General features: G+C 66.3%; 12 protein-coding genes. 8 read left to right on the forward strand and 4 right to left on the reverse strand.

The features are described 5' to 3' along the window. Nucleotides 1-69 precede the first annotated feature (69 nt). The 7 genes from Q0Q36_RS08160 to Q0Q36_RS08190 all read left to right on the forward strand — a co-directional run bounded on the left by Q0Q36_RS08160 (nucleotide 70) and on the right by Q0Q36_RS08190 (nucleotide 7,738). Complete coding sequence (locus Q0Q36_RS08160; RefSeq protein ID WP_293797166.1) at nucleotides 70-1,716, forward strand: amidohydrolase; 1,647 nt, start codon at nucleotides 70-72, stop codon at nucleotides 1,714-1,716. A 15-nt stretch (nucleotides 1,717-1,731) separates the two neighbouring features. Continuing rightward, nucleotides 1,732-2,673: an ABC transporter permease gene (locus tag Q0Q36_RS08165; protein ID WP_293797169.1), complete on the forward strand. Its 942-nt coding sequence runs from the start codon at nucleotides 1,732-1,734 to the stop codon at nucleotides 2,671-2,673. After that, nucleotides 2,673-3,596: an ABC transporter permease gene (locus Q0Q36_RS08170; RefSeq protein WP_293797171.1), complete on the forward strand. Its 924-nt coding sequence runs from the start codon at nucleotides 2,673-2,675 to the stop codon at nucleotides 3,594-3,596. Before Q0Q36_RS08165 ends, Q0Q36_RS08170 begins: the two co-directional genes overlap by 1 nt. Nucleotides 3,597-3,639: 43 nt before the next feature. Continuing rightward, nucleotides 3,640-5,229, forward strand: coding sequence for an ABC transporter substrate-binding protein (locus Q0Q36_RS08175; protein WP_293797172.1), 1,590 nt, complete (start codon nucleotides 3,640-3,642; stop codon nucleotides 5,227-5,229). A 71-nt stretch (nucleotides 5,230-5,300) separates the two neighbouring features. Then, nucleotides 5,301-6,734 (forward strand): amidohydrolase family protein, encoded by a 1,434-nt coding sequence (locus Q0Q36_RS08180; protein ID WP_293797174.1) that lies wholly within the window; start codon nucleotides 5,301-5,303, stop codon nucleotides 6,732-6,734. A 200-nt stretch (nucleotides 6,735-6,934) separates the two neighbouring features. After that, complete coding sequence (locus tag Q0Q36_RS08185) at nucleotides 6,935-7,111, forward strand: hypothetical protein (RefSeq protein ID WP_293797176.1); 177 nt, start codon at nucleotides 6,935-6,937, stop codon at nucleotides 7,109-7,111. Nucleotides 7,112-7,141: 30 nt separating this feature from the next. Beyond that, a complete protein-coding gene (locus tag Q0Q36_RS08190; protein ID WP_293797177.1) occupies nucleotides 7,142-7,738 on the forward strand; it encodes an SCO family protein in 597 nt (198 codons plus the stop codon). On the opposite strand, the gene Q0Q36_RS08195 is transcribed toward Q0Q36_RS08190, so the two are convergent. The 3 genes from Q0Q36_RS08195 to Q0Q36_RS08205 form a co-directional block, all read right to left on the reverse strand. Then, nucleotides 7,683-9,599, reverse strand: coding sequence for a glycosyltransferase family 2 protein (locus Q0Q36_RS08195; protein ID WP_293797179.1), 1,917 nt, complete (start codon nucleotides 9,597-9,599; stop codon nucleotides 7,683-7,685). The two genes, Q0Q36_RS08190 and Q0Q36_RS08195, sit on opposite strands and share 56 nt — an antisense overlap. A 125-nt stretch (nucleotides 9,600-9,724) precedes the next feature. Next, nucleotides 9,725-10,942 carry a tryptophan synthase subunit beta gene (gene trpB, locus Q0Q36_RS08200; RefSeq protein WP_293797181.1) on the reverse strand — a complete coding sequence of 406 codons (1,218 nt, stop codon included), beginning with the start codon at nucleotides 10,940-10,942 and terminating at the stop codon, nucleotides 9,725-9,727. Next, nucleotides 10,939-11,622 (reverse strand): phosphoribosylanthranilate isomerase, encoded by a 684-nt coding sequence (locus tag Q0Q36_RS08205; protein WP_293797183.1) that lies wholly within the window; start codon nucleotides 11,620-11,622, stop codon nucleotides 10,939-10,941. The genes trpB and Q0Q36_RS08205 overlap by 4 nt, the downstream gene beginning before the upstream one ends. Before the next feature lie 68 nt (nucleotides 11,623-11,690). Between Q0Q36_RS08205 and Q0Q36_RS08210 the strand changes: the two genes are divergently transcribed. Then, nucleotides 11,691-13,022, forward strand: coding sequence for a TAXI family TRAP transporter solute-binding subunit (locus Q0Q36_RS08210; RefSeq protein WP_293797185.1), 1,332 nt, complete (start codon nucleotides 11,691-11,693; stop codon nucleotides 13,020-13,022). Nucleotides 13,023-13,082: 60 nt separating this feature from the next. Here the strand turns inward: Q0Q36_RS08210 and dinD are convergent, their stop codons facing one another. Then, nucleotides 13,083-13,928, reverse strand: a complete 846-nt coding sequence (dinD, locus tag Q0Q36_RS08215; RefSeq protein WP_293797187.1) for a DNA damage-inducible protein D — start codon at nucleotides 13,926-13,928, stop codon at nucleotides 13,083-13,085. Nucleotides 13,929-13,950 lie beyond the last annotated feature (22 nt).

Here is a 13,950-nt window from a genome sequence, read left to right on the forward strand (position 1 = left end):
CCGAAGACTATCGCTGCGCCAATGCCTCGTGACGAGAATTCAACAGGGAAAGCAGGATAATCCGGGCCGATGACGCAAGCTGAGACCGTTTTGTTGAATGGCCGCATCTTCTGCGGTCTGGCCGAAGGCTTCGTGGAGGCACTCGCGATCAGCGACGGCAAGGTGCTGGTGGCAGGTTCGGCCGCCGAGATCGCCGCCTTGCAGGGGCCGGCCACCAGGGTCGTTGACCTCGCCGGCCGCGTCGCCATTCCCGGTCTCAACGACGCGCATATGCACCTGCTGCCGCTCGGCCTCGCCATGAGCGAAGTCAACCTGCGCCCCGAGGAGGGCGTCAACAGCATTGACGAGATCCTGCGCCGCATCGCCGCCGCCGTGAAGGGCAAGAAGCCCGGCGAATGGGTCACCGGCCGCGGTTACGACCATAACGAGCTGGCCGAGGCCCGGCATCCGACGGCCGAGGAACTCGACCGCGTCGCGCCCAACAATCCCGTCTATATCAAGCGCACCTGCGGCCATGTCGGCGTCGTCAACACCCGTGCCATGGCGGCGGCCGGGATCGGCCATAACACGCCGAGCCCGGCAGGCGGCCTGATCGAGCGGCGCGACAACAAGCTGACCGGCCTGTTGGCCGAAAGCGCGATGCGCCTGATCGTCGAGGCGATGCCGCAGCCGAGCATCGCGGAGCTGAAAGCCGCGATCGAGAAGGCCGGGCACTACATGCTCGCGCAGGGCTTCACCAGCGTCATGGATGCCGGCGTCGGCATGGGCGCCGGCATGGCCGAGATCGAGGCCTATGAGGAGGTCGCGCGCGCCGGCACGCTGCCGGTCCGCACCTGGGTCTGCATTTACGGCAACGCCGACGGCATCGGCGATGAGGCCCATGCGGCGGGCTATCGCTTCGGGCGCGAGACCGGCCTCCTGCGCTACGGCGCTATGAAGGTCTTCGGCGACGGTAGTGCCGGCGGTCTGACCGCGGCGATGACCGAGCCCTACCTGGTCGGCGATTCCGATAATCGCGGCATCTTCATCTATTCCGATGCCGATATGCATCGCTATCTCCGGCACTACCACGAGCTCGGCTATCAGCTTGCGATCCATGCGATCGGCGACGCTGCGATCGAGCAGGTGCTCTCCGGCATCGAGCAGGCCGACAGCCCCGCGCATCCGATCAAGGGCCGCCGCCACCGCATCGAGCATTGCGGCTTCCTGACCAACGGCCAGCTCGCGCGCATGGCCGCCGCCGGCATCGACCCGGTGCCGCAGCCGGCCTTCATCTACGAATTCGGGGATCTCTACGTGATCAATCTGGGCGAGGAGCGCGCCGGTGCCTCCTACCCGATGCGCAAATGGCTCAATGGCGGCCTCCATGCCGCTGCAAGCTCGGATGCGCCGGTCTGCGCCACCGACCCGTTCAAGAACCTCTTCACGATGGTCACCCGCCAGACCAAGCGCCACACCGAGATCGGCGGCGCCGAGAAGCTGAGCATGGAAGAGGCGGTCCACGCCTATACCTTGCTCGGCGCCTATACCCAGTTCGCCGAGGACAGGCTCGGCCGGCTGGTGCCGGGCCAGCTCGCCGATATCGCGGTGCTCTCGCATGACATCTTCGCGATCCCTGTTGGGCAGGTCGAGAACGAGGTGCGCTGCGACCTGACCTTGCTCGGCGGCGAGGTCGTCTTCGACCGGCACGGTCAATTCGCGGCTGCCGCGCAATAGGCCGGGGTCTCCACGATGCTCAAACATACGCTGCAAAGGCTGCTGCTGGTCCTGCCGGTGATGCTCGGCGTGCTGCTGATCGGCTTCCTGCTGATGCAGGTCGTGCCGACCGATCCGGCGCAGGTCCGCGCCGGCCCGACCGCGACCCAGGACGTGGTGGAGGCGATCCGCCAGGAACTCGGGCTGAACCAGCCGCTCTGGAAGCAGTTCGCGATCTATATCGGGCGTCTCGCGCAGGGCGATCTCGGCGTCTCCATCATCAACAACGTCCCGGTGACGCAGGAACTCGGCAACACCATCGGCCCGACGCTGGAGCTGATGTTCGCCTCGCTGATCTGGGCGATCCCGCTCGGCATGGCCCTCGGCACGGTCGGCGCCTATTACCGGGGTTCGCTGATCGACCGCGCGATCATGGCTTTCTCTGTGGCCGGCGTCTCGCTGCCGGTCTTCTTCCTTGGTCTCGGGCTGATCTGGCTCTTCGGCTTCTATTATCCGATCCTGCCCTTCACCGGGCGCACCGGCCCGCTCTGGACCTGGGAAGGCATCCAGGGCGTCATCCTGCCGGCGATCACCTTGGGCGGCGTCTTCGTCGGCCCGGTCGCGCGCATGACCCGGACCTCGGTGCTCGACGAGCTCGGCGCCGACCATGTCCGCACCGCCCGTGCCAAGGGTCTGGGCGAGAGCACGGTCGTGCTGCGCCACACCCTGCGCAATGCGCTGGTCCCGGTCGTGACGCTGATCGGCCTGCAGATCGGCTTCCTGCTCGGCGGCGCCGTCGTCACCGAGACCGTGTTTAGCTGGCCAGGTATCGGCCGGCTCGCGGTCGGCGCCATCCTGTCCAGCGACCTGCCGATGGCGCAGGGCACGATCATCATGCTCTCGCTCGGCTTCATCCTGGTCAATCTCGCGGTAGACGTCCTCTATGCCGTGCTCGATCCGCGCGTGAGGGGCACCTGATGAGTTCCTCCGTGAAGCTTGAACGCAATGCGCTGCAGCCGGGCGCCAAGACGGTCGAAGCGGCCGTGAGCGTCGCTGCCGCCACGCCCGTCCGCCGCAAGACCGTGCTCCGGATGCTGACCTCCGATATCGGCTCCTGCATCGCGCTGGCGCTTGTCGTGCTCGCGATCCTCGGCGCGGTCCTCGCGCCCTGGCTCGCGCCGACCGATCCTTTCGGCAACGACCTCGCCAACACGCTGAAACCGCCCGGCGAGATGGGGCTGCTCGGCACCGACGGGCAGGGCCGGGACATGATCACGCGCCTGCTCTACGGCCTGCGCACGACCCTGCTGATGGGTTCGGCCTCCGTCGCTTTCGGCTGCGCCATCGGCGGCATCATCGGCTTCGCCGCAGCCTATTATCCGAAGCTGTCCGGCGTGCTGATGCGGTTCATGGATGTCCTCCTGTCCTTTCCCGCGATCCTGTTCGGCCTCGCCATCGCCGCGATCTTCGGGCCGGGCCTGCTCGCGGTCATCATCGCGCTCTCGATCGCGACGGTGCCGCTGATGGCGCGCGTGGTGCGCGGTTCGGCGCTGGTCGTTCTCCAGCAGGGCTATATCGAAGCTGCCCGTTCGCTCGGCTTGAGCGATCTCCGCATCATCCTGCGCTACGTCCTGCCGAACTGCCTCTCGGCAATCTTCGTCTTCGTCACCTTGCGCTTCGGGCAGGTCATCCTGCTCGGCGCGGCCCTGTCCTTCCTGGGTCTCGGCGCCCAGCCGCCGACGGCCGAGCTCGGCGCGATGGCTGCCGACGGGCGCAATTTCCTGTTCTTCGCGCCGCATGTCTCGGTCCTGCCGAGCCTGGTGATCTTTGCGGTCGTGCTGGCCTTCAACGTGCTCGGCGATTCCCTGCGGGACGCCCTCGATCCCAAGCTGCGCAAATAGCGCCGTCATCAACCAAGAAGCGTCAAAAAAGGGGACTTGCTCGATGCTGAAACTCTCAACTCTGCTGCTTGCCGGCGCGGCCGCGGCGACCTTCGCGGCGGCCCCTGCGGTCGCCCAGCAGAAGGCGCCGCTCTCGATCCTGCGCGTCATCGATGCCGACAATTACGACCCGATCCGCACCACCGCGACCGCGGCGGCCGAGGTCATGTACATGCTGGCCGACACGCTGGTGACGGTCGATTTCGACATGAAGACGATCAAGCCCGGCCTTGCCGATAGCTGGACGATCTCGCCGGATGGCCTGACCTACACCTTCAAGATCCGCAAGGACGTGAAGTTCTGCGACGGCCGGCCGATGACGATCGACGACGTCGTCTATTCGCTGAAGCGCTGGACCGACCCGGCCAACAAGTCGCCGGTCTCCTTCCGTGGCGGCCCGGTCAAGGATATCCGCGCCGACGGCGATTCCACGCTGATCTACGAATTGAAGGAGCCCTATAGCGATCTGATGTTCCAGCTCGCTTTGTCCTTCGCCTCGGTGGTCGACAAGGCGACCGTCGAGAAGCTCGGCCCCAATTTCGGCGTGCAGGGCTTCAACGGCACCGGCCCCTATTGCTGGTCGAAATGGACCCCGCGCCAGGAGCTCGTGCTCAAGAAAAACCCGCATTATTCGTGGGGCCCGCCGATCTACAAGAATCCGAAGCCGCAGATCGACGAGATCGTCTGGAAGGTCATCCCCGAGTCGAACACGCTGATGGCCGCGATCCAGGCCAAGCAGGCCGACGTGACCTATTACATGCCCTATATCGCGCTCGACACGATGCAGCGCATCCCCGGCATGACGGTGCAGCGGCAGGAAAACTACATCTACGACATCTTCATGGGCTTCAAGGTCGACAAGCCCGTTTCGAAGGATCCGGTGATCCGCGAGGCCGTCAACATGGCCGTCGACAAGCAGGCGATCGCCAAGGCGATCTTCTTCGGCAAGGGCCAGGTCTTGCCCTCGCTGTTGAACCCGGCCGTGCTCGACTACGACAAGGATTCCGCCGGGAAGATGCCGAAGCATAATCCGGCCGGCGCCATCAAGTTGCTGGACGAGGCCGGCTGGAAGCCGGGCGCCGACGGCATTCGCGAGAAGGACGGCCAGAAGGCCACCTTCGTGGTCTACGGCATCCGCAACGACGTGAACCCGCGCATCTCCGAGGCGATGCAGGCCGACCTGCGCAAGGTCGGCATCGACCTCAAGATCCAGCTCTGGGATGCGACCGTCGCCTGGGGCAAGCTCGCGACGCAGGAATTCGACGCCTTCTACATGGCCTACCCCTATGTGACGGCCACCGAGGCGCTGAACCTCTACTTCGCCAGCCGGCAGGTGCCGACGCCGAACCGGATGAACTGGAAGGATCCGAAGACCGACGAGTTGCTCAAGGCCGCGGCGACCGCCGTCGATGCCGGCAAGCGCAAGGAAGCGATCGGCGCGGTCCAGACCCAGCTCACCGAGGCGAATGTCTGGGTGCCGCTGGCCTCGCAGCCGCTTTGGGTCGTCGCGGGCGACCGGCTGGAGGGCGTCCGGGCCCACGGCATCTACGGCGCCGGCCTCTACAAGGGGCTCGACCTTAAGCTGAAGCGCTGAACGTCCCCAGCGCCGCGCGGCCTCGAGCCGCGCGGCGCTTTTTCTATGTCTGACGCCAGGGAGGAACCATCATGACGATCACGGTCATCAAGAACGCCGAAGTCGTTGTCGCCTGGGACGCGGAAGCCTCCCGGCATGTCTATCTGCACGGAGCCGATGTCGCCTTCGAGGACGGCACGCTGCTTTATGTCGGGCCGCGCTATGAAGGCCAGGCCGACGAGACGGTCGACGGGAGCGGGCGCATGGTCATGCCCGGCCTCGTCAACATCCATTCGCATCCGTCGAGCGAGGCGCTGAACAAGGGCTTCCTCGACGAGCTCGGCTCGCCCGCGCTCTACAATTCCTCGCTCTACGAGTTCATGCCGATCCTGCGGCCCGATGCCGAAACGGTGCCGGATTGCGTGCAGGTCGCCTATTCCGAGCTGCTGCTCTCCGGCGTCACCACGCTCGCCGATCTCTCGGTCGCCCATCCCGGCTGGATCGACCTTGCGGCCAATAGCGGCCTGCGCGTCTGCGTCTCGCCGATGTTCCGCTCGGCCCGCTGGTACACCAAGAACGGCCATGTCGTCGAATACGAGTGGGACGAGAAGGCTGGCGAGGCGGCCATGGAGACCGCCTTCGACCTCATCGAGCAGGCGCAGAAACACCCGTCCGGCCGGCTCTTCGGCATGGTCTGCCCGGCGCAGATCGACACCTGCAGCGAAGGCCTGATCAAGGGCAGCCACGCGGAAGCGAAGCGCCGTGGCCTGCCCTGGCAGATCCACGCGGCCCAGTCGACGGTCGAGTTCCACGAGATCACCCGCCGCCATGGCGTGACGCCGATCCAGTGGCTGGAGAAGCTCGGCGTGCTCGGCTCGACCAGCATCGTCGGCCACGGCATCTTCCTCGACGATTATCCGCGCGTCGGTTGGCACAGCCGCCGCGATCTCGCGCTGCTGGCCGAGACCGATACGGTCGTCGCCCATTGCCCGACGGTCTTCATGCGCCGCGGCATCGCGCTCGATGATTTCGGGCGCTATCGCCGTGCCGGTGTCCGCATCGGCATGGGCACCGACACCTATCCGCACAACATGCTCGAGGAGATGCGCCATGTCGGCTATGTCGCCCGCATGATGGCGGAGAACCCGCGCACGCTCACCACCACCGACATCTTCGAGGCCGCGACCACGGCGGGCGCCGCCGCGCTCGGCCGCGACGATATCGGCCGGCTGGAAGCGGGCTGCAAGGCCGACCTCGTCATGGTCGATCTCAAGCACCCGATGATGCAGCCGCGCCGCGACCCCGTGCGCAGCATGGTCTATGCGGCCGCCGAGCGCGCCGTCGACCGCGTCTATGTCGACGGCAAGCTCGTGGTGCGCGACGGCACGGTGTTGACCATGGACTATCCGGCCGCGGCCCTGCGCCTCCATGAGGGCCAGAAGCGGACGGAAGCGGCTGCGCCCGGCAACGACTGGGTCAAGCGCCCGGTGACGGACTATTCCCCGCTGACCTTCCCGGTGAAGTGAGCGGAACCTCTGCCGTCATGCTCGCCCTTGTGGCGAGCACCCACGTCTTGAGCACCGCATGGCATCCTTGAAGACGTGGATGGTCGGGACAAGCCCGACCATGACGGCATATCGTGTTCATGGGTGTCTCGCTGCATCGTGAGCCCCCTGCGTCACGCCGCCCGCTTTCGGACGGCGTGATCCGGCGATAGGTTATGCCCATGTCGCAGGCAGACGAGACAGCGCAGACGGAGGCCGGCTCTTCGAGCCGTCTTGGCCTCATGCTGATCGGCGGAGGCTTCTTCGCCCTGTTCCTCACCGGCCTGCTGCTTTGGTGGCGCGAAGGCGATCGGCTTTTCACCGACGGTCTGATCGCTGCCATCGTGGCTTGCTTTTAGCGGCTGCGGCCGCCTGATGGGATAAATTCCGTGAATCGCCGTCTCGTCCTGCCCCTCGTCGTCTTCCTTGCCGGCGCGCTCGCGCTTGCCGCCGCCGCGATCCTGACCTTCTCGCCCGGCCGCCAGGGCGGTGGAAGCGGCGTCGCCAGCGTCGGCGGCCCCTTCACGCTGACGACGCAGGAGGGCAAGCCGCTCTCCGACACCGACCTGAAGGGCTCGCCCTTCCTGGTCTTCTTCGGCTTCACCCATTGCCCGGATATCTGCCCGACCAAGCTCTTCGAGATTTCGGAGGCCCTGCGCGCGGCCGGCGACGGCGCCAAGGCGAAGGGCCTGAAGGCCCTGTTCATCACGGTCGATCCCGAGCGCGATACGCCTGAGGCGATGAAGAGCTATCTCGGCTCCTTCGATCCGCGCATCGTCGGCCTGAGCGGCGATCGCCCGGCCATCGACGCGGTGATCAAGGCCTATCGCGCCTATGCCAAGAAGGTGCCGCTCAAGGATGGCGACTACACCATGGACCACACTGCGCTGGTCTATCTGATGGGCAAGGACGGCAATTTCGTCGGCGCCTTCAATATCGAGCAGCCCCCGGCGCAGGCGGCAGCGGAGTGGCTGCGTCACTCGTAGCGTCAGGGATCGGCGCGCGCCGGCGCGCCAGCCCGTGTTCCGTCTTGTTCCAGGCGAAGCGGCGGTTGAAATAGTCGTAGAAGGCCATCCAGGCGGCGACCGAGACCAGCGCGTAGTAGAGCGGCAACAGCGGCACGAGCAGCAGCAGGCCTGGTGCGCCCCGCCGCAACGCCCCGACGATCGGTGGCACGAACAGCGCGACGCTGCCCATAAGCCAGACCCCGAGCGCGATGATCGAGGTGAGGGTCGCGATGGTACCCACGGGCTCGAACAGCGACCCATCCCAATAGGCGATCATGGCGGCGATGGCGAAGGCGGGATAGCCGAGAGCGGTCGCGACCGTGCCGAAGACCAGCGACAGGAAGGCAAAGGTCGCCGCGAGGCCGGCTTCGCGCAATAGGCGCAGAGGCGCGCGCGAATGCGTCACCAGCGTCTGGATATAGCCCTTGATCCAGCGCGAGCGCTGCTTCAGCCAGGCAGGAAGGGTCAGCGGCGCCTCTTCGCGCGTGTTCGAGGGCAGGTCGCCGATGCGATAGCCGGCGCGGACCAGCCGGAAGCCGAGATCGGCATCCTCCGTCACGTTCCAGGCGTCCCAGCCGCCCACAGCGCGCAGAGCCTCTGTTCGGAAATGGTTCGAGGTCCCGCCCAGCATGATCGGCAGCTGGAACTGGAGCAGGCCGGGATTGAGCACCTCGAACAGCCCGGCATATTCCAGCGCGAACAGGCCGGGCAGCACGCCCTCCTCGGCATGGTCGATCACGAGCCTGGCCTGAAGGCAGCCGAGCTCCTTCGGGCCGCCCAGGAAGCGCGCCGCCGCCATGCGCAATTGCTGGGGGTCGGGAATGTCCTCGGCATCGAAGATGGTGAAGAGCGATCCGCGCGCTTCGAGCAATGCCAGGTTGAGCGCGCGCGGCTTGGTCCGCGGCTGGCCGGGGGGCGCGATCGTCACCGAGAAATGCGGCGGCAGCGCCATTTGCGCCAATGCGCTGCGCATGCCGGTATCGTCGGCCTCGATCAGCAGGCGGATGTCGAGCTTGGCCGGGGGATAGTCGAGCGCGCCGAGCGCATCGATCAATTGCCGGAGCACCGCGAGCTCCCGGTAGAGCGGCACCGCGACCGTGTAGACGGGCAGGCGGCCCTCGTCGATGCGCCAGCGATGGCTGTGCCAGAGATCGGGCGCCGAGCGCTCGATCGAGGCCGCAAGCCGCAGCAGGATCAGGCCGAGAAAGAGCGGTCCGAGCAGCAATGCGAGCCCGAAGAAGGTTTCGAGCGGGGCGAAGACGCCACCGAGCGCAGCGGTTGCCACCCCGCCTCCGGCGGCGATGGCCTGTCCGCGGCTGGCGCCGGTCCGGGCGCTGTCGCGGGCAAGGCCGGCGGGGTCGAGCCCCGCTGCGTGCTCGGCAAGGGTCTCGGCATTGCTGTGGCGCAAGGCGCCGGCGAAGCGGCGCGGCGTGGTCACGGCGATGTCGCCGCGATGGCGCGGCCCGGCTTCGAGCATGCGCCGCAAGGACGGTCCCTCGGGCGCGAGGATGAAGCGGAAGCGTCTGTCGTCGACGGTTGGGGCGATGCCCTGGCGCAGGATCGCGTCATGGCCGCCGCCTGGCATCAGATGCGGTGGCTGCGGCAGGAAGGCGACCCCCATCTCGTTTGCGAGTGCCCGGTAGAAGCCAGTCTCGTCGATCAGGCCGAGCGCGATCGCCTCGCGGACCGGTTCGGTGCGGCTGCGCCGGGATACTTCGGCAGCACGGACAAGAAGCGAAGGTGCCAGACCATGCCGCGCCAGAAAGGCGAGCTCGATCGGCAGGCCGGCTATGTCCGGCCCGCGCCCGATCGGACGGTCGTCGTTACCGCTGCCCCCCACTGGCCCCGGTTCCGCTCCACGCAACAATGCCGATGCGGACGCACCGGCGACAATTCATGGTTGCCGTTGCCGTAGCGGAAGTCGAGAGGACGCGCCTAGAACTTTGGATGAGGCCGGCGGCGTGTTCAGCGCGCCGCCAGAATTTCCGCGACCTGCGGGATGTCCTTGTCGCCACGACCGGAGAGATTGACCACCATCAGGTGGTCCTTCGGCTTCTGCGGGGCGAGATCGGCGACGCGGGCGAGCGCATGCGCGGACTCCAGCGCTGGAATAATACCTTCCAACCTTGAGATCAGCTGGAACGCCTCCAGCGCCTCCTCGTCGGTGGCCGAGAGATAGGTCGCCCGGCCGACATCGTGCAGCCAGGAGTGCTCGGGCCCGATGCCGGGGTAGTCGAGCCCGGCCGAGATCGAATGGGCGTCCTTGATCTGCCCGTCATCGTCCATCAGCAGGAAGGTGCGGTTGCCATGCAGCACGCCGGGGCGGCCGCCGGTGAGCGAGGCCGCATGCAGGCCGCTCGGAATGCCGTGGCCGGCCGCTTCTACGCCGTAGATTTCGACGGAGGGGTCGTCGAGGAAGGGATGGAACAGGCCCATCGCGTTCGAGCCGCCGCCGATGCAGGCGACGAGCGAATCCGGCAGGCGTCCTTCGGCCTCCTGCATCTGTTCGCGGGTCTCCTTGCCGATGATCGACTGGAAATCGCGCACCATCGCCGGATAGGGATGGGGGCCGGCGACCGTGCCGATGCAATAGAAGGTCGTCGCGACATTGGTCACCCAGTCGCGCAGCGCTTCGTTCATCGCGTCCTTGAGCGTCTTGGTGCCGGATTCGACCGGGACCACCTTGGCGCCGAGCATTTGCATGCGGAAGACGTTGGGCGCCTGCCGGGCGACGTCCACAGCGCCCATGTAGACGATGCATTCGAGGCCGTAGCGGGCGCAGAGCGTGGCGGTGGCGACGCCATGCTGGCCGGCGCCGGTCTCGGCGATGATGCGCTTCTTGCCCATGCGTCGCGCCAGCAGGATCTGGCCGAGCACGTTGTTCACCTTGTGGGAGCCGGTGTGGTTCAGCTCTTCGCGCTTCAGATAGACTTTGGCGCCTCCGAAATGCTCCGTCAGCCGCTCGGCAAAATAGAGCGGCGAGGGCCGGCCGACATAATGCTTCAGTCCGCTGGTCATTTCGGCGTGATAGGCCGGATCGGCCTTGGCGGCTTTGTAGGCCTCCTCCAGCTCGAGGATCAGCGGCATCAGCGTCTCCGCAACGAAGCGGCCGCCGAACAGGCCGAAGCGGCCGTTCTCGTCGGGGCCGTTGCGATAGCTGTTCGGGGTCGAGGGGGCGTTCATGCCGTCAAACCTTCTTCCATTGCCGCCGCGGCCTTGCGGGCCGATGCGATGAATTTCGCGATCCGCGCGGGGTCCTTGACCCCCGGCGCGCTTTCGACGCCCGAGGAGACGTCGACGCCTGCCGGCCTCGTGATGCCGATCGCCTCAGCGACATTGGCCGGATCGAGTCCGCCCGATAGCATGAAGCGCTGCGAGGGGTCGAGGCCGGCGAGCAGGCCCCAGTCGAAGGGCTTGCCATGCCCGCCCGGGAAGGCTGCATCCTTCGGCGGCTTGGCGTCGAGCAGGATGAGATCGGCCGCATCGCGATAGCCGGCGACGGCCTTGAGGTCTTCCGCGGTGGCGATGCCGAGCGCCTTCATTACCGGCCGGCCGACGGCCCGGCGCAAAGCCGCGGTCTGTTCGGGCGTCTCGCGGCCATGGAACTGGAGCCAGTCGGGATTGAGTGCCTCGGCGAGTTCCGCCGCCCGCTGCTCGCTCCAGTCGACGACGAGCGCGACGATCTCGGTCTTGCCGCGGGCGATCGCCGCCAAGTTCCTGGCGCGCTCCAGCGTCACGTAGCGCGGGCTCTTCGGGTGGAAATTGAGCCCGATCATGTCGGCGCCGGCCGCGAGCGCAGCCTCGACGGTCTCCGGCGTCGAGAGACCGCAGATCTTGATCAGGAAGGGCGAACCATTGGACATGGCCCGGCGTTTAGCACGGCCCGTTCGCGGGCGCATGCCGTACTTGCGACATGATGGCGAAGGAAGCCATGTTCGGTGAGAGCGAAGAGGGGGGCGGATTGATCCGGCTGGGCATGACCAGGCGCGGGCTGGCGATGGCGGCGGCGTTGCTCGCCGTGTCCGGTCTGGCCGCGGCGGTGTTCTATTATGTCAGCCAGCCGCGGACCTTGCGTCTCGCCGTCGGGCCGCTCGGCTCGGAGGATGCCCGCATGGCCGCGGCCTTCGTGCAGGGCCTCAACCGCGACAAGGCCTCTGTGCGCCTGCGCCTCGTCCTGACCGAAGGCTCGGAGGACAGCGCCAAGCGGATCGATGCCGGCCAGGCCGATCTCGCCATGCTGCGCGCCGATATCGCCATGCCCTCGACCGCCGACACGGTGCTGATCACGCGGCGGACCTATCCCTTCTTCATCACCACGGCCGAGACCGCGATCGGCCGGATTGCCGACCTGCGCGGCCGCAGGATTGGTGTGGGGCGTAACCCCGCCGGCAACATGATGCTGCTGAAGCGGGTGTTGGCGCAATACGAGGTCCGGCCCGAGGAGGTCACGATCATCGGCCTCAACCAGGACGAGATCGTGCCGGCGGCGAAGGACAAGCGGATCGACGTCTTCTTCTCGATCAATGCGGTGGGCTCTCACACCAATAACGAAGGTTTGCGCCGCCTGCGCGAGGCCTGGGGCAACGACCCCGTCCTGATCCCTGTCCGCGAGGCCGATGCGCTGGCCGCGCATTATCGCGCCATCGAATCCGGCGAGATCGTGCGTGGCGCCCTTGGCGGCGATCCGCCCCGCCCGGCCGAGAGCCTGCCGACAATCTCGATCACCTCGCGCCTCGTCGCGGCGCAGAGCCTCGATGACAATCTCGTCGGCGAGCTCACCAAGGACATCCTCGGCCTGCGTCTGACGCTGGCTTCTGAACTCCCGGCCGTGCAGGCACTGGAGACGCCCTCGACCGACAAGGACGCGCCTTTGCCGGTTCATTCCGGTGCTGCCGCCTATATCGACGGCGAGCAGGAGAGCTTCTTCGATCGCTATGGCGACTGGTTCTATATTAGCGCCATGGCGCTCTCGGCCGTGGGCACAGGCGGCGCGGCGCTGCTCGGTCGAGAGAGCGCCAACCGGCGCCGACGGGCGATGTCGGGCCTCGACGAATTGCTGGAGCTGCTCAATGTCATCCGCTCCTGCGAGGACGAGGCGGAGTTGATACGGCTCGGCCGCGAGGCCGACCAGATCCTGACCCGCGTGCTCGCCGACTACGCCAAGGGCGACCTCGACGTGGCGGCGCTCGCCGCCTATCGCCTCGCCATCGATCAGGTCGGCCGGGCCGTCGCCGAAAGGCAGCGGACGCTGGCGGAGGCTTGAGCCCCGAAGCTCACCTTGCCGATTGAGCCGACGGCATCAGTTTCCGTGTGCCGGGCTTTCTCAATTACCATCTAGACGTTCGGGCTTGCCCAGCGTCTTGCGGTCGTCCGAGGCGACGCGGCGTTCAACTTTCTTGATGTCCTCCGCAGCCGGAAGGCTTTCGGGGCGAATGCCGCGATCAAGCAATGTGTTTCTGACAGCCTGATTGTTGGTCACATGCTCGGTGGAAATAGCTCGTTCGGTCTTCATGGCATGTGCTCGCGCATTGAAGATCGTGATCTCGGTCGCAAAGTCCTTGGCTTTCAGGATAATCGTCGGGGCGAAGTCCGCCAGCGGGCGCCCTTCGGGGACATTCCATCGCTCTTTCATCGCTTGCGTCGAATGACCGAACAGCGCCTGATCGCCCTTGCTGCGGATCAGGGCAAAATCCTGGTTGCCGCCGGTCTGTTCGTAGATCAGCCCTGAGAGCTCTTTCTCAGTGGCGGTGAGTTTGCGGCGAGCGTGGAGGCGTTCGACCTCCAGCATCCGCTGTTCGATCAATTCGGCGCGTCGGGTCTGGATCGCGAAATAGCTCTGCGCGAAGGCGATCTCGCGCTTCGACGGATCGCCGTTTTGGGCGACCAGGTAGCAAGCGAACCGCGTGAGCATGACATCGTCGATCTCGCGGCGGCTGCCTGAACCCAGCTCGACCATTTTGTTGACGTCAACAAAATGGTGATCGACGGTATGCCCTGCGACCTCACAGGCAACCTTGGCTTTGGTCAGCACATTCAAAAAATTGCGCCACTCCGCGTAACCCAACAAGTGCTGGATATCGCGCGCCAGCCAGTAATCGGTACCCGTTTCCGTTCGCTGCGCGTGCCCCTCAAACGTTTCGGTAAGTTGGACGATAACCTCGGTCTTCATCCTGCATCCTAGCGATCGAATC

This window comes from uncultured Allobosea sp., assembly GCF_945957345.1.
Taxonomy (GTDB): domain Bacteria; phylum Pseudomonadota; class Alphaproteobacteria; order Rhizobiales; family Beijerinckiaceae; genus Allobosea.

Coding starts and splice junctions, on each gene's coding strand:
- Q0Q36_RS08185 (WP_293797176.1), top strand. CDS start 6,935: ATGTCGCAGGCAGACGAGACAGCGCAGACGGAGGCCGGCTCTTCGAGC.
- Q0Q36_RS08170 (WP_293797171.1), top strand. CDS start 2,673: ATGAGTTCCTCCGTGAAGCTTGAACGCAATGCGCTGCAGCCGGGCGCC.
- Q0Q36_RS08160 (WP_293797166.1), top strand. CDS start 70: ATGACGCAAGCTGAGACCGTTTTGTTGAATGGCCGCATCTTCTGCGGT.
- Q0Q36_RS08165 (WP_293797169.1), top strand. CDS start 1,732: ATGCTCAAACATACGCTGCAAAGGCTGCTGCTGGTCCTGCCGGTGATG.
- Q0Q36_RS08180 (WP_293797174.1), top strand. CDS start 5,301: ATGACGATCACGGTCATCAAGAACGCCGAAGTCGTTGTCGCCTGGGAC.
- Q0Q36_RS08175 (WP_293797172.1), top strand. CDS start 3,640: ATGCTGAAACTCTCAACTCTGCTGCTTGCCGGCGCGGCCGCGGCGACC.
- Q0Q36_RS08210 (WP_293797185.1), top strand. CDS start 11,691: ATGTTCGGTGAGAGCGAAGAGGGGGGCGGATTGATCCGGCTGGGCATG.
- Q0Q36_RS08205 (WP_293797183.1), bottom strand. CDS start 11,622: ATGTCCAATGGTTCGCCCTTCCTGATCAAGATCTGCGGTCTCTCGACG.
- dinD (WP_293797187.1), bottom strand. CDS start 13,928: ATGAAGACCGAGGTTATCGTCCAACTTACCGAAACGTTTGAGGGGCAC.
- trpB (WP_293797181.1), bottom strand. CDS start 10,942: ATGAACGCCCCCTCGACCCCGAACAGCTATCGCAACGGCCCCGACGAG.